The organism is Fusobacterium mortiferum ATCC 9817 (assembly GCF_000158195.2).
GTDB lineage: Bacteria > Fusobacteriota > Fusobacteriia > Fusobacteriales > Fusobacteriaceae > Fusobacterium_A > Fusobacterium_A mortiferum.
The window spans coordinates 174,585-198,143 of sequence record NZ_GL987988.1 but is presented as its reverse complement, the minus strand read 5'-3'; the positions used below and the strand labels follow the sequence as shown (position 1 = coordinate 198,143).

Sequence of the window (23,559 nt, the reverse complement as noted above, 5' to 3'; positions counted from 1 at the left end):
TTATTCCTCCTAAAATTTGACTACTTTGCAGCTAAAACTATTTTAGCAAATGAAGCTGCCTCTAATGAAGCTCCTCCAATTAATCCACCATCTATATCAGCTTGAGCTAATAATTCAGCAGCATTTTCAGGTTTCATTGATCCTCCATATTGGATTACCATTTCATTAGCTACTGTTCCAAACATAGATTTTAATACTTCTCTTATCTCTTTATGAGTCTCTTGTGCCATCTCTGGAGTAGCAGTTTTTCCTGTTCCTATTGCCCATACTGGTTCATAAGCTATAATTATATTTTTAGCTTCTTCAGCAGTTATATCTTTTAATCCTTCTCTTACTTGAGTTTCATTTACTTCAGCAGTTCTTCCAGCTTCTCTATCTTCTAATTTTTCTCCAACACATAAGATAGGAGTCATTCCAGCTGCTAATACAGCTTTTACTTTCTCATTGATGAACTCATTTGACTCTTTGAAGTATTCTCTTCTTTCTGAGTGTCCTAAGATTATATATTTTACTCCTATTGCTTTTAACATTGTAGGAGAAACTTCCCCAGTGTAAGCTCCAGATGATTTTGGATATACGTTTTCTGCAGCTATCTCTACGTTACTTCCTTCTACTGCTTTTACAGCATCAGATAGAGCTGTAAATGGAGCTCCTATTACTATTTTTACTCCCTCTACATCTTTTACTAATCCTTTTAATTCAGTAAGCATCTCTACTGCTTCTGCATTTGTTTTATTCATTTTCCAGTTTCCAGCTATTACATTTGTTCTCATTATAGTCCCTCCATTATCATTATATTATTCTCATCTTACATATTATCATAGAGATTGTCAATTTTCAAATATTACATTGGTCAGTAAATAACTATTAATTGAGCAATCTTTTACGATTTTCCTCTTCTAAAATATCACTATAGTAATTTTCAGTATTTTCATAGAAATCTTTTAATAAGTCACCTATGGAAAATTCTAATATCTCCATAAATGTTTCATAATCTTGAGCATCATAAGCTTTTTCAGCTTGTTCCATCTCTTGTTCAAATTCAGCTATATAATCTTCAAAATCACTATATACAAAATCTAAATCTCCACTAGCTTTCATAAGTAATAATAGATTATAGAACCATCTTAAAAAAATACCTCTTTCTACTATCTCTATCTCACTTACCATCACAGCTGCTCTTCCTACATTTTCTGGTTCTTCTCCCTCATAATCAAAGATTGAGAAAAATAGATCTATCTGCTCTTTAGCTCTCAATATAGAATCTAATAGCATCTCTCCCTCTGTTTTAGTAATAACCTCTAACAATCTTAAATCTTTCAAATCTACAACAGAGTTATCTCTCAACTTTTCACCATTTATATAGAATTTATATGGTACCTTATTATCTTGAGTTAACTGTTTTGTGATTTCATTAATCATTCTACCAAAGCTTTTAAATCTTTTTTGCTTTAGCTCCACCTTTTTATTATCTACATATAATTCCATTTTCTCTCCTAATCTATGGTTTAAAAATTTTTGAAACCGCCAAAGAAAAAATATATATTTCCTTTGGAGTTCCTAATTTTTCTATCTCCTTTATCATCTCTCTTATTGTACTTCCAGTAGTTACAATATCATCAACTATCAATATATTTTTCCCTTCAATATTTAACTTCTCATTTTTAAAAGCATTGTATATATTCTCTTTTCTACTTTTACTATCAAGCAACTCATACATATGCTTTGTATTTTTTTCTCTTCTTATTCTTTGATACTCTATCTTACAATTATCAAGTAACTCCTCTACCTGATTGAAACCTCTCTCTTTTTCTCTCTCTTTACTTATTGGTACAGGTAAAATTACATCTATTTTCTTTTCTAATAAGAGATTTTTAAGAGGAACTTTTATAAGGTAAGCTATCTCTTTTCCTAGTCCTCTCCTATTTTCTAATTTAAAATCTGCTATTAACCTTTTTATCTCTTCATTATAATAGTACAGATAGTAATAATTTTCAATATTTTTTATCTTACCTTTTTTCTTCAATAAATAGTAACACTCGTTGCAAATATAATTATTTTCTTGGGAAATTTTTTTACATATTGGACATCTTCGAGAAAAGACTAAATTTTTAATACTCTGGACAAAGTTTCTTCTTATCATCTTTTTCCATATTTACTATCTTTGCAGAGTACATCTCTGTATATCCACAATTAAGGCAAGTTTTTATATAATAAGTTCCAAACTCTAGTTTTAAACCAGGGCTTTTTTCTGGAATAACTGTTGTTTTTACTTGGTATTTATCACACCCACATTTTACACATTTAAAATCCAATTTCATCACCCCATGTTAAATTTTTTGTCCAAGATATTTTCTCCCCTAAAAAACTTATACAATCAAATCTGATTTTAGATGATAATTTTTTATTCAGCGTTAGATATACTTTAGCAGCATTGTATATCCTTCTGATTTTTCTATAATCTACTGCTTCTAATCCATATCCATATTTTAAAGTTTTTCTATACTTTACTTCTACAAATACAATAGTATCTTCAAATTTTGCAATTATATCTATCTCTCCAGCTTTCACTCTATAATTTCTTTCTAGTATTTTATATCCACGAGAGATAAGTAGTTTTACAGCTTTTTCTTCATACTTATCTCCTATCTCTCTATTATTTTTCATTTTCTCCTAGTATCTTTGTTAAAAAAGTTTTTCTATGGATAGGTGTAACTCCATATTGTAAAAGAGCCTCTCTATGAGCTTTTGTTCCATAGCCCTTATGTTTTTCAAAGTGGTATTCTGGATATTTTTTCCCCTCTTCTACTAATTGCCTATCCCTTGTAACCTTTGCAATTATAGAGGCTGCCGCTATTGATAGACTTTTTGCATCACCTTTTATTATTGGCTCCTGTTTCCCAATATACTCTCTTATTTTAAAATTTCCATCTACAAGTACTAATACATCTGTATTAGTTTTTTTATCTAATTCCTCTATCGCTCTTCTCATGGCTAAAAATGTAGCATTTAATATATTTAATTCATCTATCTCTTGTACAGAAGCTATACCTATCCCTACTTCAAAGTTTTCCATAATTATATCAAAAAGCTTTTCTCTTTTTTTCTCAGTAAGTTTTTTTGAATCATTTATCTCTTGAAGTTCTTCTGAATATCTTTTTAATTTCACAGCAGCTGCTACAACACTCCCAGCAAGAGGTCCTCTTCCAGCTTCATCTACTCCTATTATCTCTTTTCCCTTTTCCAAATCAAATTGATAAAGTAAATTATTTTCCATTTTTTATCTCACTTTCTATTTTTGATATATCAACTCCTACATGTTTTGCTGCCCTTTTAAAATCTTCAGGCAGTGGAGCTATAACTGTCATCTCAGTATTTTTTGTAGGATGTATAAATTTTAATCTATACGCATGTAGCATCTGTCTATCTGCACCATCATTCCCATTTCCATAAGTAGTATCCCCCATTATTGGATGATTTAAATGCTTCATATGTACCCTTATCTGATGAGTTCTCCCTGTTTCTATTCTTACTTTTACTAAAGAGTGATTTTTCCCCTCATCAATTACTTCATAATTTGAAATAGCTATCTTTCCATTTTCATTTACAACTGCCATTTTTTTTCTATCTCTACTATCTCTACCTATAAGAGTTTTAATTCTTCCACTTTTCTCTTTAAATATTCCTTTAGCTATACATACATAAATTTTTTCCAAAGTTTTTTCTTTAAACATCTCTGAAAGCTTTCCATGAGCTTCATCATTTTTAGCCACTACTATTACACCACTTGTATCCTTATCTAATCTATGAACTATTCCCGGTCTTATCACTCCATTTATTGTAGATAAATCTTTTATATGGTATAAAAGAGCATTTACAAGTGTACCACTATAATTTCCATGAGCTGGATGTACCACTAGATTTGGAGCTTTATTTATAACTACTATATCACTATCTTCATAAATAATATCTAATGGTATATCTTCAGGAGTTAAATCTAATACCTCATCTTCAGGTATATTTACTACTATTATTTCTGTTCCTTTTAATTTATTTCCACTCTTAGTTATTTTCTTTCCTTGTATCTCTACCAAACCATTATCAATTATTTTTTGAACATATGACCTTGTAGCATCATCTATCAACTCATTTAGAAATTTATCTATTCTTTTTCCTTTATCATTTTCATTAGCATATACTGTTAATGTTTCTTTTATATCCATTATTTTACTCCTATCTTTTCTATATACATTATATTATATCATAATCAAAAATATTTTGTAAAAAAATATAAAAAGAGAGGGTTACAACTTCTTAAATTGTAACTACTCTCCTATTTTATATATTATTTTATTTTTTTATCTTCTCTACCACTCTAAATATAATTCCAACTACTATACTTGGTAATATCCAAGCTAATCCATAATCTTGGAAAGGTAATTCTAAATAAAGCTTATATATTCCTTCTGGACAAGCATTTAACATTTGTAGAGTTTCTATAGCCCCTATAAGTCCTGCTCCAACTACACAACCGATAAAAATTCCTCTATCTTGTATATATCCCTTGAATAAATTTAAAATAATTAAAACTATAGCTATTGGATAGATAAAAACTAATATTGGTGCTGCTACTTGAACTATTAAGTCCACTCCAAATCCAGCAAATATTAAACTTACTATTACATTTATTATTACAATTTTTTCATATTTTGTCTTAAATACTGAACTAAAATAATCTCCAACTGTAGCAGTAAGACCTATTGCAGTTGTAAGGCAAGCTCCAGCAACACATATTCCTAAAAGCATATTTCCACTTTTTCCTAAAAGCTCAGCTACAATAGCATTTAAAAGCTGAGTTGTTCCTTTATTTTCTAATACTGATGTAGAAGTTGCCCCTATATATAAAAGTCCTCCATATACTATTGCTAACCCACAAACAGCTATTGCACTAGCTTTTAACAAGAAAGATAATTGCTCTTTTCTTCCTAAATCTTTATTCTTTCCAGTTATAGTTTTTAAAATTATACTTGCAAAAATAATAGCTGCAAGAGTATCCATTGTTTGATATCCATTATAAAATCCATATCTAAAATTATTTGTTGTCCCTGTTGTTACTAAATCTCCTATAGGACTAGATACCCCTTTAAAAATTATAATAGCTAATACTATTAAAAGAATTGGTGTCAAAATTTTTCCTATTCTATCTATTACAGCACTCTCTCTCAAAGAGAAAAGTAAAACTACTCCAAAATAGATCACTAAGAAAATATACTTAGCTATTGAGCTATCTGTTCCTACATATGGAGTCATCATTACTTCAAAAGCTGTAGCTCCTGTCCTTGGAATAGCTAAACATGGTCCTATTGCCAAGATTAAAGCTGTATTAAAAATTCTACTAAATAGAGGTGATACTCTATCTGAAAAATGATCTAACTCTGTTCCTGCAAATCCAGAAGCTATTATTCCCATCAATGGAAATCCTATTCCTGTAATACAAAATCCAAAAGCAGCCAATTTCCAATTGTCTCCTACTATATAACCAACTGTTGGTGGAAATATTAAATTTCCAGCACCAAATAGCATAGCAAATAACGCAAATCCAGTTAAAACAATATCTTTCGTCTTATAAATTTTTCTCACTCCTTTAAATCTGTTTATATCTTCCCCTAATATGTTTTATACCATTTTTTTAGACATAAACGACTTATAAATTATACCATCTTTTTTAAAATCAGTCAAACTTTATATTTTAAATTATTCTTTTTTCAAATTCTAAATCTATTCATTTTCAAAAAAAAGTTGTAAAATATTATAAATAAAATTTTTAAGGAGTTATATATGAAAGTTAAAATATATCCATCTAAATGTTTTGGAAAAGTCAATCTCCCACCTTCAAAAAGTATGGCTCACAGATCTATTATCTGTGCTTCCCTTGCTCAAGGAAAAAGTAAACTTGAAAATATAGCCTACTCTGATGATATTATTGCTACTATTGAGGGAATGAAAAAGTTAGGAGCAAAAATTTCCAAAGAAAAAGATAGCTTAATTGTTGAGGGAATAAAAAATTTTTCTCAATTGACAAATAGTATCATAGATTGTAATGAATCTGGTTCTACACTGAGATTTTTTATTCCTATTTTTTCTCTTACAGATAAAAAGATAGAATTTAGAGGAAAAAATAGATTATTACAACGCCCTCAAAAAATCTATGAAGAGATTTTTAAAAAACAAAATCTTTTTTATTACCAAGATAACAATAAAATAGAGATAGATGGAAAATTAAAATCTGGAGAATATATTATTAATGGAAATATCAGCTCTCAATTTATAAGTGGATTACTTTTCACTCTTCCACTTCTCACTGAAGATTCTATTATAAAAATTATTCCTCCTTTTGAGTCTAAATCTTATATTGATTTAACTATTGATATGTTAAAAAAATTTGGAATAGAAGTTTTATTTTTAGATGACTTAACTCTAACAATTAAGGGAAATCAAAAATATATTGCTACTGATTACAAAGTGGAAGGAGATTTTTCTCAGTTAGGTTTTTTTGCTGTACTTGGAGCTATAAACAATGATTTAACCTGTGAAGGATTAGATATTAATTCAAAACAAGGAGATAGAGAGATTATTGAAATCTTAAAAAATTGTGGAATAAAAATAGAAGAATTAGAAAATGGATATAAAATTTTTAGAGGACTTCCTAAAGCTTATAATATAAATTTAGAAAACTGTCCAGATCTTGGTCCTATTCTTACTGTATTATCTGCCTATGGAGATGGGGAGTTTAAAATCTATAACGCCCAAAGATTGAGATATAAAGAGAGTGATAGAATAGAGGCAATGGAAAATGAATTAAAAAAATTAGGAGTTCAAATCTCTTCAGATGAAAGTAATATCTATATTAAAGGAAATTCTAAATATATTAGTTGTAATGAAGTATTTGGACACAAAGACCATAGAATAGTTATGAGTCTTGCTATATTTGCTACTCTACTAGATTCTCCGCTCATTATTGAAGGAGCTGAGGCTATCTCTAAATCTTATCCTAATTTTTTTGAAGATCTGAAAAATTTAAATATTAAAATTGAAATTACAGACTAAAATTAAAAGAGGTAATTGTAAAATTTTACAACTACCTCTTATTTTATTTTGGAGTATTTAATCTTCTTATTGCTATATCCCTAGCTTTTATATACTGCTCTTGAGTGATATATTTTTGCATCTCTATCTGACTTCTAATTCTATCTTTTAAAATATTTGCCTCTATTGCTCCTATTTTATCAAATAAAATATCTATTTTTTCAAGATTAGCTTCTGGATTTTCTAAGACATATTTATTAACTTCTAATTCAAGCTGCTTTTTTTCTAGTACTAACATTTTATAATTTGTACTAACTCTATTTACCATAAGTTTAGCTTTTTCTATATTTTCTGGAGTTACTCCCACTTTTAAAAAATCTTCATCTGAAACTATTCCTAATCCTTCAGAAGCAAATATCACAGTCGAAAATAGTAGTGTAGTAAAAAAATAAATAACTTTTCTCATTGATGTCCCCCACTATATTTGTGTATCTAATCCAAATAATTCATCTGTATCTATCTCTATTTTTTTATCATCAAAAAAGTTTGAACTAAAAAAATGTTCCATTGATAAATCATTTTTCTTAGTATTTATTTTAGGTATACTTGTATTTATAGCATAATTTAATGTTGACTCTATTGGTGTTTCTCTAACTACCATTTGATAAGTAGAACTTGTAAAGACTCCTAGAAAAAATAATGAAATAGAAAAAAGCGATTTTCTTTTATTTTTTCTTTTCTCCTGTTCAAATAACTCTTTGTATATATTAGCTTTTACCCTATCTTTTGGTGATAACATATCAATTTCCTCCCATATCCTTGATTGCCTTATAATATATAGATTTTATTGTAGAGATATTTATATTTTTCATATCTGCTATCTCTTTTAACTTATATCCATATATATCTTTTAAAATTACAATTTCTCTTTCCTTAGGAGAGATTAATTTTAATTTCTCCTCTAAAAAGATTGGAGTTTCAATATTAGTATTATCTTCTAACATCAATATCTCCTCATTTATATCTAACTCTACCTTTCTTTTTCTAAAGAAATCATAAATTTTATTGATAGCAATCTTGTATATCCAAGTATATATATTACTCTCTGAACGAAAACTCTTCAAATTTCTATAAACACTCATAAAAACTTCCTGAGATATGTCTTCAGCATCTTCAGGATTTTTTACTACCCCTAAAACTTTGTAATATATCCTATCAAAATACTCCTCGAAAATCTCATCAAAGTCCATCAGTTTTTAACCTCACATTTTTTTATATTATTTAGACGCCATTTTTTTTAAAAAAGTCTAAAATTTCTTATCAGAATTGATTGTTCCAGAAAAATTTATTTGAACAGTATGATTTTCTAGATTTATTTCCATATCTTCTAATACTTTTATAGCTTTTCTTGTTGGTATCTTTCTATCACTATCTCCAGCTCTTCCTTTACTACCTTTCCAAGAAACTCCTACATATCCATTTATAAAAGCTTCTTCTATATATGAAAGAGTATACTCTCCCTCTTTTACATAATACTCTCTTCCTGAATCAATAACTATATTATCTAATTTTACAGTATTATATCTTCCTCTATCATAGTTTACTACAAATTTTTTTCTTCCTTCTACTCTTTCTAATGAAATTTCCTCATTACTCCTAATAGAAGTACAAGCTGATAAAAGAATAAAAAATAGACTAATTACTACTCTCCATACTCTCATTTTTCTCATCCTCCATTATTAATTTTTTTAACTCAATTAATATTTCAGACTCATCTACTTTTTTTACTATCTGTCCTTTCTTAAAAAGAACTCCTACTCCTTTTCCTCCAGCAACTCCATAGTCAGCTTCTCTAGCTTCTCCAGGTCCATTTACTATACAACCCATTACAGCTATTTTTATTTTTCTATTTTCATTTTCAAACTCTTTTTCAACTTTTTTAGCAAGTCCTATTAAATCTATCTCTGTTCTTCCACAAGTAGGGCAAGATACTATTTCCACTCCTGCCTCTATCAGTCCCAAAACTTTCAATATCTCTTTAGCAACCTTTATCTCTTCTACTGGATCTTCTGTAAGAGAAACTCTAATTGTATCTCCTATTCCATCTACTAATAATGCCCCTATTCCTATTGCAGATTTTACTGTCCCTTGGAAAGCAGTTCCAGCCTCTGTCACTCCAAGATGTAATGGATAATCTATAAGCTTACTTATTTTTCTATAAGCCTCTACCATCATCTTAACATTACTTGCCTTTAATGACACTACTATATCATTAAATCCATTTTTCTCTAATAGATTTATATGATACATAGCACTCTCTACCATTCCATCAGCAGTTGGTTTTCCATATTTTTCAAGTATATGTTTTTCAATAGAACCAGAGTTTACTCCTATTCTTATAGGAATATTTTTCTCTTTTGCCTTCTCTACAACAGCTTTAATATTTTCATCAGAACCTATATTTCCTGGATTGATTCTAAGTTTATCTATCCCATTTTCTATTGCTAAAAGAGCCAATTTATAATCGAAATGAATATCAGCACATAATGGAACATCTACTCTTTTCTTTATCTCTCCTATGGCTTTGGCTGCTTCTTCATTATTTATTGTCATTCTTACCATTTGGCAACCAGCAGCTTCCAATTTTTTTATTTGATTAACTGTTGCTTCTACATCACTTGTTGTAGTATTAGTCATAGATTGTATGACTATTGGATTTCCACCACCTATTAAAAGGTTTCCCACTTTTACTACTCTACTCATAACTATCCCTCTCTATTTTGATTTTGGCATATATTTCATTGGATTTAAAGCTTTTCCATTTTTTCTTAACTCAAAATGAAGATGTGGTCCTGTAACTCTTCCACTTTGTCCAGTTTTTCCAATTAGTTCTCCAGTTTTTACATACTGTCCTTTTCTTACTCCTATCTTATCTAAATGTCCATATCTAGTTTCATATCCACCACTATGTTGAATAATTATTATTTTCCCATATCCATTCATAGTTCCAGCAAAAGTTACTTTTCCCTCTTTAGAAGCATAAAGAGGAATAAAATGTGCTCTTAAATCCACACCAGCATGATATATATATCTTTTTAAAACTGGATGGAATCTATTCCCTTGTGGACTTGTTATTCCAGTATATTTTATAGGCATAATAAAACCAAGGTTACTTCTATTATCAGCATTAGGACTTCTCATTCCTAAATACTTATTTACATTAGGATTTTTAATATATAGTACCTCTCCTATTTGAACTACATTAGAATCTAGTTTGTTTATCTTTTTAATATCCTCTATCTCTACTTTAAATAGTTCAGCGATCTTATTTAAAGAATCTCCCTTACCTACTTTATAAAAAATTCCATTTCCTGTAAGTACAGTAAGTTTTTGTCCAATTTTTAAGTTATTTGCAGAAACTCCAGGATTATTAGCCATAAGAACGCTAAGTCCCATACCATGAGTCTCAGCTATTTCTGATAGAGTATCTCCCTTTTGAACTATATATATTTTCTTTTCAGGAATAGCATCTTCGTCTATTTTAGGTAACTCTTCAACTCCTCCTCCCTCTTCTCCCACTAAAGAGTATTCTCTAGTAAAAGTATAGAAGTTATCTGCTTGAACTTCCCAACCACCATTTTCTGCCTCTCCCTCTTCATAGTAATCAGTAAATTGTTTTAAATCTACAACTTCAGTTTTAAAAGGAGTTCCTACTAATATACCTATATAAAAAGTTATAATCAATATTATAAGTAAACCTATCTTATTTTTCATCCCCTACTCCTTTTTCAAACTGTTCTAGCATACTTTTATTGCTTTGAGTACTTTTCAATGTATCAACTAATCTTTTTAAACTTTCAGCTTTATCAAATTTTGCAAGATGTCTTCTTATTTTCCAAATTGATTCTAATTCTTTTTTAGGAATTAACAACTCCTCTTTTCTAGTTCCAGAACGTTGAATATCTATTGCTGGAAACAATCTTAATTCAGCTAAATTTCTATCTAAATGTATATCACAATTTCCTGTTGATTTAAATTCCTCATAAATTATATCATCCATCTTACTTCCAGTATCCACTAATACAGTGGCAATTATTGTCAGGCTTCCTCCCCCTCTAATATTCCTTGCTGTTCCAAAAAAGTTTTTAGGATAATAAAGAGCTGTTGGATCTATACCTCCTGATATCAGCTTACCACTAGAAGGAATTACTATATTATAAGCTCTAGCAAGTCTTGTTAAAGAGTCCATAAGAATAACTATATTTTCTCCATTTTCTACTTTTCTTTTAGCTCTTTCTAATATGCTTTCTGTTACCTTAATATGGTTTTTAGGATCTTCATCAAAAGTCGAAGCAAATACTTGAGCCCCTATTACATTTTCTTTTATATCTGTAACCTCTTCTGGTCTTTCATCTATTAAAAGTATCCATACCTCAGCATCCTTGCTAGTCTTCATTATTGAGTTAGCAAGATTACTAATTAACATAGTCTTTCCAGCTTTAGGTGGAGCAATAATTAAAGCTCTCTGTCCTCTACCTATTGGAGCTATCAAATCAATTATTCTTCCAGAAATATTTTTACTATCAGTTTCTAATATAAATTTTTCTGTTGGATATGCTGGAATAAGCTCCTCAAAAGGTACTCTTGCTTCAGCTGCTTCTAATGTTCCATCATTAACTAATAAAACTTTTTTAAGAGCATAATTTTTTTCATCTCCAGAAGGTTCTCTTACTTCACCAACTACTCTATCCTCAGTTCTAAGCTTAAATTTTCTTACTTGTGAAGCTGAAACATATATATCTTTTTCTACACTTGTTCCTCTTAAAAAACCATATCCATCTGGTAAAACTTCTAAAGTTCCCCATGCTATATCAGTATTCTCTTTACTTTCTATATCCTTTTCTATAAGCTCTTTTAATTCATTTTTCTTTATTCCTGCTTTTATTGCCAAGCCCAATTGCTTTCCTATCTCTAAAAGTTCCTTTAAAAGAAACTTATCCAATCTGTCCATATCCACCTCGATATTAACCTCTTCTTACTCTACAATTTCTCCATATAATGTCCAAGTTTTACAATCATTTATTTTTACATTTACAAATGTTCCTTCTAAAGCTTTATCTCCTTTAAATAAAACTATCTTATTAGTAGAAGTTCTTCCACTTAGTACTTCTTTATTTTTTTTACTCTCTCCCTCTACTAATACTCTAAATGTTTTACCTACATATGTTTTACTCTCTGCTAATGAACAAGCAGTTTGTACATCTATTAATCTTTGAAGTCTATCTTTTTTTACAGCCTCATCTATTTGATTTTCCATAGTAGCTGCCTTTGTTCCCTTTCTAATAGAATACATAAACATAAAACTATTTTCAAATTGAATTTGTCTTACTACATCTAAAGTATCTTGGAAATCTTCTTCAGTCTCTCCAGGGAATCCTACTATAACATCTGCTGTAAGAGCAACTCCTAGTATTCTCTCTTTTATCTTATTAGCTAAAGCTATGTATTGCTCTTTTGTATATCCTCTATTCATAGCTTTTAATATTGTAGATGAACCAGCTTGTAGTGGAAGATGTAATGATCTTGCAATTTTTTCATTTTTAGCAATTACATCTATTACCTCATCAGTAAAATCTCTAGGGTGTGGAGAAACAAATCTTACTATAAAATCTCCCTCTACCTTACAGATTTCCTCTAATAATCTTGCAAAGTTATCTCCATTTTTAAACTCTTTTCCATAAGAGTTTACATTTTGTCCAAGTAAAATTATCTCTTTATAACCTTTTTCTACATATTGTCTCACATCATGTAAAATCTCTGTCATAGGAACAGATCTTTCTCTACCTCTTACATATGGTACTATACAATAAGCACAAAAGTTATTACATCCATAAGTTATAGATATAGAAGCAGTTTTTTTAGAATCAAAGTCAGCATCTAATCTAGGTGGTAAATCATCTTCACAATCTGTAAAAACAAGATGTTTATCTACTCCATGCTCTATATCATCTATAGCTTGTGGTATTCTTCCTATATTTTGGTTTCCCATAACTATATCTATTTGAGGGAATTTTTTTACAAGCTCTATTCCTTGTTCTTGAGCGAAACATCCAGTTACCCCTATTATCATTCCTTTATTTTCTTTTATATGCTTCAACTCTCCTAATTTCCCATATATTTGAGTTGCTGCTCCCTCTCTTACTGTACATGTATTTAAAAATGTAACATCCGATTCTTCTATATTATCAGTAATTTCATATCCCATATTTTGGAACATTTTTTTTATTTTTGCACTTTCATTTACATTCATTTGACAACCATAAGTTATGATTGAAGCTTTTTTCACAATTTTTCCTCCTATTAATAACATTTTTTCAGTCTTTTTTGATTTTTGACAAAATAACTCATCTTATCATTTTACCAGTTTTTTCTATATTTTTCAAATAAAAAATAGTTTTATAATCAAAAAAATAAAGGGATAATTGTAGTTTAAAATTTTACAACAATCCCTTTAGTATTTTAATTTCTTACTTTTATTCCTCTATTTATATACTCTTTTTTTATCTCTTCTGATAGTTTTGAATCTGTTACTATTTCCATATTTTCTTGCAAGTCACTCAACTTTATCAATGAATTTGATTCTATTTTAGTTGAATCAGCTAAGATATAAACTTTTTCTGCTATATCTATCATCTTTTTTTCTACTAATATCTCATCCATTAGGTAATCAGTTAATCCTCTCTTTAATGAAATTCCACCAACACATATAAAAGCTTTATCTACGGAAAAATTTTGAAAAAATTTAGCTGTTACCTCTCCTAAAAAAGCAAATTCATTTTTATTATACATTCCTCCAGCTAAAATTAAATTAATTCCTGAAATTTCAGCTAATTCGTTTGCAATCATTAAAGAGTTAGTTATTACTGTAAGATGAGAAAATTTTTCCTTAATCAATCTAGCAATTTCTAAGTTAGTTGTACTAGCATTTAAAGCAATAGTATCTCCATCCTCTATTAAGTTTATTGCTAATCTTCCAACCTCTTTTTTCTCTTCTACATTTTTTTTCTCACGTGAAGAATAATTTAAAGCTTTTGTTTCCTTATTTTTTAAAATAGCTCCTCCATATACTTTTTCTAAATATCCTTGTTTCTCTAAAACTTCAAAATCTCTTCTTATTGTTTCTAATGAAACATCAAAAATTTCCACTAATTGTGACGTTTTTATACTTCCATCTCTTTCTATTATCTCTAATATCTTCTCTTGTCTATCATTTGCTAACATTTTTCTTTCCTTTCATTCTTTATCATTATAAAAAAATCCTCTGTTGCTTTTTTTACATCTTTATTTAATAATAATAGAGCTAATAAGTTTGGAATTATCATCAATCCCAAAACTATATCTTGAATTAACCATACTATTTTTAAACTACTCAATGAACCTAAAAGAGCTAAACAAATAAAAACATATTTAAACTTTTCTGCTACTTTTACATTAAACATATAAGTTAGAGTTACATTCCCAAAATACCATTGCGATAGAACAGTTGAAAAAGCAAAAAGTACCATACTTATACCAATTAAATATCTAAATAGTATGTGTATATTCCCAAAAGCTGTCATTACATAAATAGCTGGTGAAATATCTGTTTCTGTTACTCCTGAAGTTAATACAATAAAAGAAGTCAAAGAACAAATTACAACAGTATCTATAAAGACTTCCAATAGACCATACAAACCTTGCCTTGCTGGATGGTCTGTTATAGCAGCCGAGTGTAATACTGGTGCACTTCCCTCTCCAGCCTCATTAGAATATAATCCTCTTGCTACTCCAAATCTCATTGCTTCTTTTATAGTATGTCCTAATACTCCTCCACCTACTGCTTCAACTCTAAAAGCACAACTCACTATATTCATTATAGCATAAGGTATATGATTTATATTAGAAATTATTACAACTAACCCCCCAAAAAAATATATTAACGCCATTACTGGTAAAAGTCTCTCTGTTACTTTTCCTAATCTTTGTACTCCACCTACAACCACACTTAGAATTACTCCTCCCATAAGTATTCCAGAAAATATAGGTTTTACTTTAAAAATATCACTCATTACTATTGCTACAGCATTTGACTGTATTAAAGCCCCACCACTTATTTGTAAAAACATAAGTAAGGCAAAGATAAAGGCTATTTTTTTCAATTTTAATCCTTTAGATATATAGTACATAGGTCCACCTACATAAGTTCCATCTTCAGCTTTTTCTCTATATATCATTCCTAAAACTATTTCAGCATACTTAGTTGCCATTCCTACTATTCCAGCAGCCCACATCCAAAATACAGCTCCTGGTCCTCCACTAGCTATTGCAGTAGCTACCCCTACTATATTACCATTTCCAACACAACTACTAAGTGCTGTACACAAAGCTTGAAAAGATGAAAGTGTTCCTTCTCCTTTTACTTCTTTCTCTCCTTTTAAAGAGTTAATTAATTCTCTAACAGCTAAAGGAAAACCTTTTATTTGTATACCTTTTGTTAAAATTGTAAAAAATAGTCCTACTCCTATCAATGTAATAATCAGATAATTTCCCCAAATTATTCCAGATATTTTTTCTAGTATATTTTCCAGCCCCTGCATATTTTTCTCCTTTCAATCTATTTTGAAAAAAGCTCATAAAACTATATTTAGTATATAATTTTATGAGCCCTTTTACAAGTTATAAATTTTCTTTCATATATTCATCTCTTAATTTTTTTAAATATTTTACTGTTACTTCTAAGCCTTTCATCTGATCATCTAATAACTTTTCCAACATATCCTGTGATATCTCATGAGGATAATAGTATTGAGATGGTTTTATTATATCATAATTATATAGATGTTTTTCTACTTGAAAAGCTCCTTCTCCCACCTTAAAGACTCCTCCAGCTCCTGGACTTCTCTTAAATTGAGCACAATATGGATAACAAGATTCTACATTTATTCTTGTCAAACTTGATTTTTTCATCATAATATTAAAACAAGTTTTTAAATCTATATTTCCTGTTCCTGCTGGTACTCCACATACTACATAACCATATTTATCATTAGGTTCCTCTATTATAATATGATCTTTAAAATGAGTAGAATAAGTATAAGGTGCCATATTTTCTGCAGCTTTTACAGGTTCTTCCCAAGCCATCATTGAGTTTCCAAAATCATAAAGTAACCCTACCCATTGGGAGTTTATTTCTTTTATTACTCTTACTAATTCCTCTGAAGTTTCATATTCATGATTTTCTAATGCCAATTTTATTCTATATTTTTCAAGAAGAGGTATTATTTTTCTTACCTTTTCTATCCCTTCAACATAAGAGTTTTCATCAAAATCACAACGAACTTTTGCAAAATCGTAAGCTCCCTCTGCTCCAGATGAAGTTTCAATATTTTTTGCTGGTTTTATTGGAATGTATGACCTAACTACTTCAGCTCCTAATTTATTAGCTACCTCTAAAACTTCAACTAATCTATCATAATCAAGATTTCTCATATCTAATTCTATATACATCCCATATTTTCTTAATAACTCTTTTATTTTATTTAGATGTTCATCTGAAGCACTCTCTAATGCTCCCCATTTTTCATCTAATCCATAATCTTTTATTACATTGATCTGTACTCCATCTAATCCTAATTCATGAGCTTTTTCTATAAATCCAAATATATCCATTCTCTTATGTTGTAACCATAGATGTAAACTTTCTGTTTCTAAACCTAACTTTAACATTTTTCCTCCAAACTAAGCAACTTCTTCTTGTTTTCTTTTAATCATTTTTAACAATAATGTTGTTATAACTATACCTACCACAGCAAATCCCGCCATTGTTGTAAATACCATCTTATACCCTGCTAATCCTGGATATTTATCTAACATACTTCCATATAAAGTAAATGCAAACATTTGTGGACAATATCCTAAAATACAAGCTATTGACATAGCAGCTCCACTTATATTTCTTGGAACTTTAATCTCATCTACTGGTGCAAAGAAAACGGCTCTCATACTGAAAATAATCGCTCCAAATCCTAATGTACAAACCATTCCAGCATATACATTCATACTTTCATGAGGTAACATTATAAATCCTATCATTGCTACTAATGCCACTACTAAAGCTGCTCTTAGGAATTTTGTTGCTGATTTAAATTTCTTATCAACTAACATTCCCCCTACAGGTCCACCTACCATTTTTAATCCATATTGGTTTATTATTCCGTAAGCTCCTACTAAAGTTACAGGCATTCCATAAATATCTTTTAGGAAAGGTATAAAGTATGTAAGTCCACAATATACTGAATAAATTGATGCAATTGTCAATGATACTACCCAAATTTCTGGCATCTTAATAGCTTGAATAACTCCATCTAAAGCTAATTTATTTTTATTTACTTTTTCTCCATCTTTAGCTATAACTTTATCATCTTCTACTAAAATATAAGAAATTATTCCTGTTACTATAACTGCTGCTGAATAAAATAGTATTGCCCCTCTTAATGCTCCAGAACCTTTTCCTAACATTGCAAATATTCCTAATGCTGAGAAAGCTATTATTGTATCAACTACCCCTCTTCCAGCTTCTAAAAATCCAAATAATCTTCCTTGCTCCGTTTCATCTCCTAATAATCTAACTGCTTTTAATAATACTGGCCAATATAAAACCTCTCCAAATACTGATAATAATCCCCAAGCTAATAAAATTCCATAATATGGTGGGAAAGTTGAAATATATACCCCTATTAATCCTATACCTACTAATGAACCTGAAATCATTATTCTCTTAGAAAATCTATCTGCTAAATATATTGAAGCAAAGTTTCCTATTGTTTGTACTAGACCATATACCGATAATGCTGCTCCTATTTGTGTATGAGTAAGTCCCATAAACTCTTGCATAGGTACATAGAAAGCATCCTTTAATGAGGATAATTTAAATACTGTTCCTCCACCTATAACCAATACCACAAAGGTAAACCACTTTTTAAAAGTTGCATTTTTTGTCATTTCTTCTCTCCTTTTGTTCTATTTTTATATTTTATATATACACTTTATCATATAGCAACAAAAAAATCAAGAGTTTTTTGTGGTTTTTATTTGTTTTATGTTGTTTTATTTTTCTTTTAAATTTTGGAGTCCATCTTCCTTACCCCATGCTCCTATTGTTGGAACTATATTTATAAAAGCATCTTCATCTATTTTAGTAACAAAATCTTTAATCAACATAGCCTCCCTTAAAGAACAAACTGATATTATTTTCTCTCTTCTTATTTTACTTTTTCCACCAACTACATGTCCTATACTATAACCTCTATGTATAGTATTACTCATAAAATTAGAAATTTTTACTATTTGATCACTTATAATCACTACCTTTACCATAGAAGCTCCAAAACCAAATAAAACTGTATTTATAGTCTTACTATATACCATCTGCATAATAATAGCATACAATACTGCTGTCCTTCCAAAAACAAAACTTGAAATTAATAATATTGTTATATCTATTCCTAATAATACTTGACTCAACCCCATAAAATTAAATATTTTTTTATGTAATATTTTTGCTACTGTGTCTGAACTTCCTTGAGAAAATCCTCTCTTTAATACTAATCCTGTTCCTACACCCATAAATATTCCATAGTATATACAAATCAATAATTTATCTGGAGTATCATATAAAAAATTAAATTGTATTTTATTCATAAAAATCAAAATTAAGGGATATGTAGTAGAAAGTAAAACTATTTTTTTAACTTCTCTTTTTCCAAGAAAAATATAGGCACATACTAATATTCCTAAACAAATAGCATAATAAATATAGGTATAATTAAAGTTTAATAGCTTTCCTATTGTTAGGGATAGCCCTGTTATTCCTCCTACCGTTAAATTATTTGGCTTCAAGATACATACTATTGAAAAAGCTTGTATTACACAACCTATATACACAATTAAATAATCTAGCCACTTTTTTTTCATATTTGACCTCCTAAAAGTTTATATAATAAAAAATACCACATTTCCGTGGTATTTGTAAAGTTTTTTGTTGTTTTACTTGAAATAATTATTGTTTTTCATTTGTAAATATTTACTAAAAATTCTAATATATATTTCTCTAATATTTTTTAATAGTTTTATTCTTTTTTTAGATGTCCGCCTTTTACTTAAATAAATATTTTATTTATATTCTCAATTATATAAAATTATAAAAGAATAACATTAAAGCTGTTATCTTTTCCTTATAAAATAATTTTATCTTCATTTTTTTGTAATAATATTTAATGTACACTAATATTAAAATATATAAAGCTACTAAAAATCTCCTTAAAATTTAAATATATGAGGTTTTAGAATATCCCACATTTAAGAGTATTTAAATATTTATTATATTAGGACTATTCCTTATATTCTTTCAACATTAGTATAATTAAAACAAAAAAAACTCCAGATTTAAGCTACATCTACTGTCAATAAGATAGATAAAATAGAAAACCTATTTTCAGGCTAAATATTAAAATTTTTATAGATATGATATTTTAGATAATAGCTATTTGATATAAAAATAAAATTATTTTAGAAAAAGAGGAGTAGAAAAATAAAATTAAAATTAAATAAAAATTTTCCTCTCTCCATAAAAGCAGAGAGAGGAAAAATTAAATAAATTATACTATTTTAAAGTTAAAACTAAAGCTCCTAACAATCCAGCATTATCTCCTAAATCTGGATAAACTATATAGTTACCTATATCCTCTAATATTTCTTTTGTTTGTATATACCCCTTTAGTAACCTCTTTACTTCTTTTCTTATCTTAGGAAAAAGTTGTGATTGTTTCATTACTCCTCCTCCTAAGATTATCTTTTCTGGAGACAGAGTTAATATAAAATTCACTACTCCTTGAGCTATATAGTAAGCTTCTATATCCCAAGCTTTATGATCCACAGGTAACTCATGACCTTTTACTCCCCATCTTGCTTCTATTGCTGGTCCTGCTGCCATTCCCTCAAAACAATCTTTATGGAATGGACACTTTCCTTCATATGTATCCTCAGGATGTCTTTTTACTAAGATATGCCCCATCTCTGGGTGCAACATACCATGTACTAATTTTCCAGAAACTACTGCTCCTCCACCAATTCCTGTTCCTATTGTAATATATAGACAGTTTTCTAATCCTTTAGCTGCTCCCCAAGTAGCCTCTCCTAAAGCTGCTCCATTAACATCTGTATCAAAGAACATAGGTATATCAAAATATTTTTTTAGATATCCTACTATGTCACAATCAGTCCAAGCTAATTTTGGAGTCTTAGTTATATATCCATAAGTTTTAGATTTTGGATTAACATCAATTGGTCCAAAAAATCCTATCCCAAGTCTTTCTATATTTTTATCTTTAAAAAATTCTACAACCTTTGCCAAAGTTATCTCTGGTGTTTCAGTAGGAAAACTCACCTTTTCAAAAATCTCTCCTTTTTCATTACCTACACCACAAATAAATTTTGTTCCTCCAGCTTCTATCGCTCCTATTCTCATAATAACTCCAATTTATTAATACATTTTTGCTTTGTCTATACAGTTAAATAATTCTAATTTATGTTTAACAACTTTTTTAGCTTCTACAATAGCTTTAGCAAAAATCTCATGTGGTTCCATAACTTTTTCATTTTCTTTTAAAGTTTCTCTTACAGTTTTAAAGAATACACTTTTAATATCACTTGAAATATTTATTTTACAAATTCCTAATTCTACTGATTCAGAAATTTCAGCATCTGGATTTGCAGATCCTCCATGTAAAACTAATGGTATTCCTACTTTTTCTCTAATTTCTTTTAATAATTCTAAATTTAATTTTGGTGTCATCCATTTAGGATATAATCCATGAGATGTTCCTATTGCAACAGCTAATGTATCTATTCCTGTTCTTTCAACAAGTTCTTTTGCCTTTTTAGGGTTTGTATATATTATTTCACTTGCTCCACCTTCATGTGATTCACCTAAATTTCCAATTGTTCCTAATTCTGCTTCAACTGAAACATTTAAAGGTTTTGCAATTTCTACTATTTCCTTTGTGATTTTTACATTTTCTTCAAATGAACAGTGTGAAGCATCAATCATCACAGATGTAAATCCGCATCTTATTGCTCTTAAAATTTGTTCTTTTGTTCCTCCATGATCTAAATGAATAACTACTGGAACTGGACTTCTCATTGCTCTTTCCTTAGCATACTCTACAAATTCATCTGTCAAATATTCAAGTTCAGAAGGATGAATTGCTAAAATTACTGGAGAGTTATTTGTTTCACATTCCTCTATTGCTACTTTTAATAGTTCAGCACTTCCTATATTGTAAGCTCCTACTGCAAATTTCCCTTCTTGTGCTACTTTTAATAGTTCTTTCATGTTTAATAACATATTTTTACCTCCATATAATAATATTTTTATAAAATTACTTTTTCATTTCATTATAAATTTTCTATCTCAAAATCATCTAAATTCATATCTTCTTCCATTATAAGTTCCCCTTCTTCTTCTAGACTAGGAACCTTTTTAGTTATTGAAAGAATCGCTGCCATTATGCAACTTCCTATTATCAAAGCTGCTGTAAACCCTAAGGGATTTTGAACAAACGGAATAATGAAGACTCCTCCAGATGGAATGCTTGAACCTACATCCCACAGCATTGAAAGCCCTCCAGCTACCATTCCACTTATTGTACTTGCTGCTATTACTCTAAAAGGATCTCTTGCTGCAATAGGTATAACTCCTTCTGTTATCATGCATAATCCCATTGGAAAAGCAACTTTTGCCCCCTCTATTTCAGCTTTAGTATATTTATATTTTGTTAAAAGTACAGATAATCCTAAACCTAATGGTGGAACCATGGCAACCATAACTTTTACAGCCTCTGGTCCATAAATTCCATTCAAAATTAATCCATCTACAAAGATTGATGCTGTTTTATTGACTGGTCCTCCAAAATCGAATCCAACCATTCCTCCTAAAATAGCTCCAGTTAAAAATTTCCCCTTTCCATCTAAATTTGTTAAAAAATCTAATAAGAAGCTTTGTAAAGCCACAATTGGTATTCCTACAATAAAATATGCTCCTAATCCACATACAATTATAGCTAATAAAGGTAACAACATTACTGGTACTAATCCTTCCATAGACTTTGGTACTTTTAAATTTTTCTTTAACCAAAGTACAACAAATCCTACTACAAATCCAAATAAAATTCCTCCTAAAAACCCTGCCTTTATTTCATTTGCTAAATATCCTAATACTAATCCTGGTGCTATTCCTGGCTTATCAGCTATAGAATATGCTATTGAAGCACAGAAAACTGGAACTAATAGATTCATCCCATAAACTCCTAAATTTACAAGCACATCACTTACTTTTGTTTCTATTCCAAATCTAGGAATTATTTGTCCTATTGCTATGCATAATCCTGCTGAAACTACTAATGGTAACATAAAAGAAATTCCTGTCAACAAATGCTTTTTAATTTGTAAATTTTTCATACTCTAACCCTCCAAAATACTTAATTTTAAACACTTTCTTCTAGTTTTTCATATAATTTTACAGTTCCTTTTATTGCAACATTAGTTGGAACTTTTATAACTTTTTTTCCTTTAAATCTTTCTGTTCCGATTTTTATATCAGTAGCTAAAATTACAAAATCTGCATTCTTTATCTCTTCTGCTGTTAATTCATTTTCTATTCCCATTGACCCTTGTGTTTCAAAATTTACTATATGCCCTCTCTCCTTTCCTACTGTTAATAATTTTTTTTGAGCCATAAAAGTATGAGCTAATCCTGCTGTACATGCACAAACTCCAACTATTTTCATAATTACCACTCCTCTTCTAAAATTTTTATTATTTCTTCTTTATTTGTTAATTCTTTTATTTTTAAAATATTTTCTTCTTCTGAAAGATTTCCAGCAATTCTTGATAATAATTTTAAATGCACATCATTCTTATCCTCTAATTTCACAGCAAATAAAACTACTAAATCAACTAAAGAATCATCTAAAGTTTCCCACTCAATTGGTGTTTTTAATTTAGCTACTAGAATTGTTGTTTCTTTGACTCCAGATGATTTTCCATGAGGTAAAGCTAATCCATTTTCAATCCCTGTAATTCCTTCTGCCTCTCTTTTATAGATATCTTCAATAAAGATATTCTTGTCAAATAATTTTCCCATCTTATCTAATTTCTCTGCTAAAGTTTCAATCAATTCATCTTTTGATCTTGATTCAACATCTAAAAAAATATTTTGCTCCTTAAGTATTTTGTTCATATTTTCACCTCATCAACTTTCTTATAGTCAAATTTTAGCATCTTTTTTTATTTTTTCAAGACCATATTTGTTTCAAAATATAACGAAAAATATTTTTTCTAATTTTTATGAATAATTTTTTTCATTTTTTTATGAAA

27 protein-coding genes are annotated in these 23,559 nt (G+C 29.1%); 1 reads left to right on the top strand and 26 read right to left on the bottom strand.

The window, feature by feature from the left end:
• Positions 1–20 precede the first annotated feature (20 nt).
• From tpiA to brnQ, 8 genes are all read right to left on the bottom strand, one after another.
• Positions 21–773 carry a triose-phosphate isomerase gene (tpiA, locus tag FMAG_RS02000; protein ID WP_005883559.1) on the bottom strand — a complete coding sequence of 251 codons (753 nt, stop codon included), beginning with the start codon at positions 771–773 and terminating at the stop codon, positions 21–23.
• Between the two features lie 94 nt (positions 774–867).
• Entirely contained in the window at positions 868–1,488 is a 621-nt protein-coding gene (locus FMAG_RS01995; RefSeq protein WP_005883556.1) for a hypothetical protein, read from the bottom strand.
• A gap of 13 nt (positions 1,489–1,501) precedes the next feature.
• A complete protein-coding gene (locus FMAG_RS01990; protein WP_229771478.1) occupies positions 1,502–2,026 on the bottom strand; it encodes a ComF family protein in 525 nt (174 codons plus the stop codon).
• 85 nt (positions 2,027–2,111) lie between these two features.
• Positions 2,112–2,321 (bottom strand): zinc ribbon domain-containing protein, encoded by a 210-nt coding sequence (locus FMAG_RS01985; protein WP_005883554.1) that lies wholly within the window; start codon positions 2,319–2,321, stop codon positions 2,112–2,114.
• Positions 2,305–2,667 (bottom strand): YraN family protein, encoded by a 363-nt coding sequence (locus FMAG_RS01980; protein WP_005883553.1) that lies wholly within the window; start codon positions 2,665–2,667, stop codon positions 2,305–2,307. Before FMAG_RS01980 ends, FMAG_RS01985 begins: the two co-directional genes overlap by 17 nt.
• The gene (locus tag FMAG_RS01975; protein WP_005883552.1) at positions 2,657–3,277 is read right to left on the bottom strand and encodes a ribonuclease HII; all 621 of its coding nucleotides are present in this window, start codon (positions 3,275–3,277) and stop codon (positions 2,657–2,659) included. Before FMAG_RS01975 ends, FMAG_RS01980 begins: the two co-directional genes overlap by 11 nt.
• Positions 3,267–4,226 (bottom strand): RluA family pseudouridine synthase, encoded by a 960-nt coding sequence (locus FMAG_RS01970; RefSeq protein ID WP_040493537.1) that lies wholly within the window; start codon positions 4,224–4,226, stop codon positions 3,267–3,269. Before FMAG_RS01970 ends, FMAG_RS01975 begins: the two co-directional genes overlap by 11 nt.
• Before the next feature lie 124 nt (positions 4,227–4,350).
• The gene (gene brnQ / locus FMAG_RS01965) at positions 4,351–5,631 is read right to left on the bottom strand and encodes a branched-chain amino acid transport system II carrier protein (protein WP_040493667.1); all 1,281 of its coding nucleotides are present in this window, start codon (positions 5,629–5,631) and stop codon (positions 4,351–4,353) included.
• 207 nt (positions 5,632–5,838) lie between these two features.
• Here brnQ and aroA point away from each other — a divergent pair, with 207 nt between their 5' ends.
• Positions 5,839–7,107 carry a 3-phosphoshikimate 1-carboxyvinyltransferase gene (gene aroA / locus FMAG_RS01960; RefSeq protein WP_005883549.1) on the top strand — a complete coding sequence of 423 codons (1,269 nt, stop codon included), beginning with the start codon at positions 5,839–5,841 and terminating at the stop codon, positions 7,105–7,107.
• A 43-nt stretch (positions 7,108–7,150) separates the two neighbouring features.
• Here the strand turns inward: aroA and FMAG_RS01955 are convergent, their stop codons facing one another.
• The 18 genes from FMAG_RS01955 to FMAG_RS01870 all read right to left on the bottom strand — a co-directional run bounded on the left by FMAG_RS01955 (position 7,151) and on the right by FMAG_RS01870 (position 23,422).
• The gene (locus tag FMAG_RS01955; protein ID WP_005883548.1) at positions 7,151–7,552 is read right to left on the bottom strand and encodes a hypothetical protein; all 402 of its coding nucleotides are present in this window, start codon (positions 7,550–7,552) and stop codon (positions 7,151–7,153) included.
• A gap of 12 nt (positions 7,553–7,564) precedes the next feature.
• On the bottom strand, positions 7,565–7,885 hold the full coding sequence (locus FMAG_RS01950; RefSeq protein ID WP_005883541.1) for a hypothetical protein: 321 nt from the start codon (positions 7,883–7,885) through the stop codon (positions 7,565–7,567).
• Position 7,886: 1 nt separating this feature from the next.
• Positions 7,887–8,336, bottom strand: coding sequence for an RNA polymerase sigma factor (locus FMAG_RS01945; protein WP_005883539.1), 450 nt, complete (start codon positions 8,334–8,336; stop codon positions 7,887–7,889).
• Positions 8,337–8,393: 57 nt separating this feature from the next.
• Entirely contained in the window at positions 8,394–8,807 is a 414-nt protein-coding gene (locus FMAG_RS01940; protein ID WP_005883537.1) for a hypothetical protein, read from the bottom strand.
• A complete protein-coding gene (gene ispG, locus FMAG_RS01935; RefSeq protein ID WP_005883535.1) occupies positions 8,782–9,849 on the bottom strand; it encodes a flavodoxin-dependent (E)-4-hydroxy-3-methylbut-2-enyl-diphosphate synthase in 1,068 nt (355 codons plus the stop codon). The genes FMAG_RS01940 and ispG overlap by 26 nt, the downstream gene beginning before the upstream one ends.
• A gap of 12 nt (positions 9,850–9,861) precedes the next feature.
• A complete protein-coding gene (locus FMAG_RS01930) occupies positions 9,862–10,860 on the bottom strand; it encodes a peptidoglycan DD-metalloendopeptidase family protein (protein ID WP_005883534.1) in 999 nt (332 codons plus the stop codon).
• Positions 10,850–12,097 (bottom strand): transcription termination factor Rho, encoded by a 1,248-nt coding sequence (gene rho, locus FMAG_RS01925; protein ID WP_005883533.1) that lies wholly within the window; start codon positions 12,095–12,097, stop codon positions 10,850–10,852. Before rho ends, FMAG_RS01930 begins: the two co-directional genes overlap by 11 nt.
• 24 nt (positions 12,098–12,121) lie before the next feature.
• Positions 12,122–13,432, bottom strand: coding sequence for a tRNA (N6-isopentenyl adenosine(37)-C2)-methylthiotransferase MiaB (gene miaB, locus FMAG_RS01920; RefSeq protein WP_005883532.1), 1,311 nt, complete (start codon positions 13,430–13,432; stop codon positions 12,122–12,124).
• Between the two features lie 173 nt (positions 13,433–13,605).
• Positions 13,606–14,367 carry a DeoR/GlpR family DNA-binding transcription regulator gene (locus FMAG_RS01915; RefSeq protein ID WP_005883531.1) on the bottom strand — a complete coding sequence of 254 codons (762 nt, stop codon included), beginning with the start codon at positions 14,365–14,367 and terminating at the stop codon, positions 13,606–13,608.
• On the bottom strand, positions 14,361–15,722 hold the full coding sequence (locus FMAG_RS01910) for an alanine/glycine:cation symporter family protein (protein ID WP_005883529.1): 1,362 nt from the start codon (positions 15,720–15,722) through the stop codon (positions 14,361–14,363). Before FMAG_RS01910 ends, FMAG_RS01915 begins: the two co-directional genes overlap by 7 nt.
• A 79-nt stretch (positions 15,723–15,801) precedes the next feature.
• A complete protein-coding gene (locus FMAG_RS01905) occupies positions 15,802–16,851 on the bottom strand; it encodes a sugar phosphate isomerase/epimerase family protein (RefSeq protein WP_005883528.1) in 1,050 nt (349 codons plus the stop codon).
• A 12-nt stretch (positions 16,852–16,863) separates the two neighbouring features.
• Positions 16,864–18,126 carry an MFS transporter gene (locus FMAG_RS01900; protein WP_005883526.1) on the bottom strand — a complete coding sequence of 421 codons (1,263 nt, stop codon included), beginning with the start codon at positions 18,124–18,126 and terminating at the stop codon, positions 16,864–16,866.
• Between the two features lie 105 nt (positions 18,127–18,231).
• Complete coding sequence (locus FMAG_RS01895) at positions 18,232–19,098, bottom strand: YitT family protein (protein WP_005883524.1); 867 nt, start codon at positions 19,096–19,098, stop codon at positions 18,232–18,234.
• A gap of 688 nt (positions 19,099–19,786) precedes the next feature.
• Positions 19,787–20,650 carry an ROK family protein gene (locus FMAG_RS01890; RefSeq protein WP_005883522.1) on the bottom strand — a complete coding sequence of 288 codons (864 nt, stop codon included), beginning with the start codon at positions 20,648–20,650 and terminating at the stop codon, positions 19,787–19,789.
• 15 nt (positions 20,651–20,665) lie between these two features.
• The gene (locus FMAG_RS01885) at positions 20,666–21,529 is read right to left on the bottom strand and encodes a ketose-bisphosphate aldolase (RefSeq protein WP_005883520.1); all 864 of its coding nucleotides are present in this window, start codon (positions 21,527–21,529) and stop codon (positions 20,666–20,668) included.
• A gap of 50 nt (positions 21,530–21,579) precedes the next feature.
• Positions 21,580–22,641: a PTS fructose transporter subunit IIC gene (locus FMAG_RS01880; RefSeq protein WP_005883517.1), complete on the bottom strand. Its 1,062-nt coding sequence runs from the start codon at positions 22,639–22,641 to the stop codon at positions 21,580–21,582.
• Between the two features lie 26 nt (positions 22,642–22,667).
• Positions 22,668–22,970, bottom strand: a complete 303-nt coding sequence (locus tag FMAG_RS01875) for a PTS fructose transporter subunit IIB (protein WP_005883515.1) — start codon at positions 22,968–22,970, stop codon at positions 22,668–22,670.
• A 2-nt stretch (positions 22,971–22,972) separates the two neighbouring features.
• The gene (locus tag FMAG_RS01870) at positions 22,973–23,422 is read right to left on the bottom strand and encodes a PTS sugar transporter subunit IIA (protein ID WP_005883513.1); all 450 of its coding nucleotides are present in this window, start codon (positions 23,420–23,422) and stop codon (positions 22,973–22,975) included.
• Between the last annotated feature and the right edge of the window lie 137 nt (positions 23,423–23,559).

Excerpts from the sequence above, each read along its gene's own strand:
- tpiA (WP_005883559.1), bottom strand. The coding sequence starts at position 773 with ATGAGAACAAATGTAATAGCTGGAAACTGGAAAATGAATAAAACAAAT.
- FMAG_RS01995 (WP_005883556.1), bottom strand. The coding sequence starts at position 1,488 with ATGGAATTATATGTAGATAATAAAAAGGTGGAGCTAAAGCAAAAAAGA.
- FMAG_RS01985 (WP_005883554.1), bottom strand. The coding sequence starts at position 2,321 with ATGAAATTGGATTTTAAATGTGTAAAATGTGGGTGTGATAAATACCAA.
- FMAG_RS01980 (WP_005883553.1), bottom strand. The coding sequence starts at position 2,667 with ATGAAAAATAATAGAGAGATAGGAGATAAGTATGAAGAAAAAGCTGTA.
- FMAG_RS01975 (WP_005883552.1), bottom strand. The coding sequence starts at position 3,277 with ATGGAAAATAATTTACTTTATCAATTTGATTTGGAAAAGGGAAAAGAG.
- aroA (WP_005883549.1), top strand. The coding sequence starts at position 5,839 with ATGAAAGTTAAAATATATCCATCTAAATGTTTTGGAAAAGTCAATCTC.
- FMAG_RS01955 (WP_005883548.1), bottom strand. The coding sequence starts at position 7,552 with ATGAGAAAAGTTATTTATTTTTTTACTACACTACTATTTTCGACTGTG.
- FMAG_RS01950 (WP_005883541.1), bottom strand. The coding sequence starts at position 7,885 with ATGTTATCACCAAAAGATAGGGTAAAAGCTAATATATACAAAGAGTTA.
- FMAG_RS01945 (WP_005883539.1), bottom strand. The coding sequence starts at position 8,336 with ATGGACTTTGATGAGATTTTCGAGGAGTATTTTGATAGGATATATTAC.
- FMAG_RS01940 (WP_005883537.1), bottom strand. The coding sequence starts at position 8,807 with ATGAGAGTATGGAGAGTAGTAATTAGTCTATTTTTTATTCTTTTATCA.
- ispG (WP_005883535.1), bottom strand. The coding sequence starts at position 9,849 with ATGAGTAGAGTAGTAAAAGTGGGAAACCTTTTAATAGGTGGTGGAAAT.
- FMAG_RS01930 (WP_005883534.1), bottom strand. The coding sequence starts at position 10,860 with ATGAAAAATAAGATAGGTTTACTTATAATATTGATTATAACTTTTTAT.
- rho (WP_005883533.1), bottom strand. The coding sequence starts at position 12,097 with ATGGACAGATTGGATAAGTTTCTTTTAAAGGAACTTTTAGAGATAGGA.
- FMAG_RS01915 (WP_005883531.1), bottom strand. The coding sequence starts at position 14,367 with ATGTTAGCAAATGATAGACAAGAGAAGATATTAGAGATAATAGAAAGA.
- FMAG_RS01910 (WP_005883529.1), bottom strand. The coding sequence starts at position 15,722 with ATGCAGGGGCTGGAAAATATACTAGAAAAAATATCTGGAATAATTTGG.
- FMAG_RS01905 (WP_005883528.1), bottom strand. The coding sequence starts at position 16,851 with ATGTTAAAGTTAGGTTTAGAAACAGAAAGTTTACATCTATGGTTACAA.
- FMAG_RS01900 (WP_005883526.1), bottom strand. The coding sequence starts at position 18,126 with ATGACAAAAAATGCAACTTTTAAAAAGTGGTTTACCTTTGTGGTATTG.
- FMAG_RS01895 (WP_005883524.1), bottom strand. The coding sequence starts at position 19,098 with ATGAAAAAAAAGTGGCTAGATTATTTAATTGTGTATATAGGTTGTGTA.
- FMAG_RS01890 (WP_005883522.1), bottom strand. The coding sequence starts at position 20,650 with ATGAGAATAGGAGCGATAGAAGCTGGAGGAACAAAATTTATTTGTGGT.
- FMAG_RS01885 (WP_005883520.1), bottom strand. The coding sequence starts at position 21,529 with ATGTTATTAAACATGAAAGAACTATTAAAAGTAGCACAAGAAGGGAAA.
- FMAG_RS01880 (WP_005883517.1), bottom strand. The coding sequence starts at position 22,641 with ATGAAAAATTTACAAATTAAAAAGCATTTGTTGACAGGAATTTCTTTT.
- FMAG_RS01875 (WP_005883515.1), bottom strand. The coding sequence starts at position 22,970 with ATGAAAATAGTTGGAGTTTGTGCATGTACAGCAGGATTAGCTCATACT.
- FMAG_RS01870 (WP_005883513.1), bottom strand. The coding sequence starts at position 23,422 with ATGAACAAAATACTTAAGGAGCAAAATATTTTTTTAGATGTTGAATCA.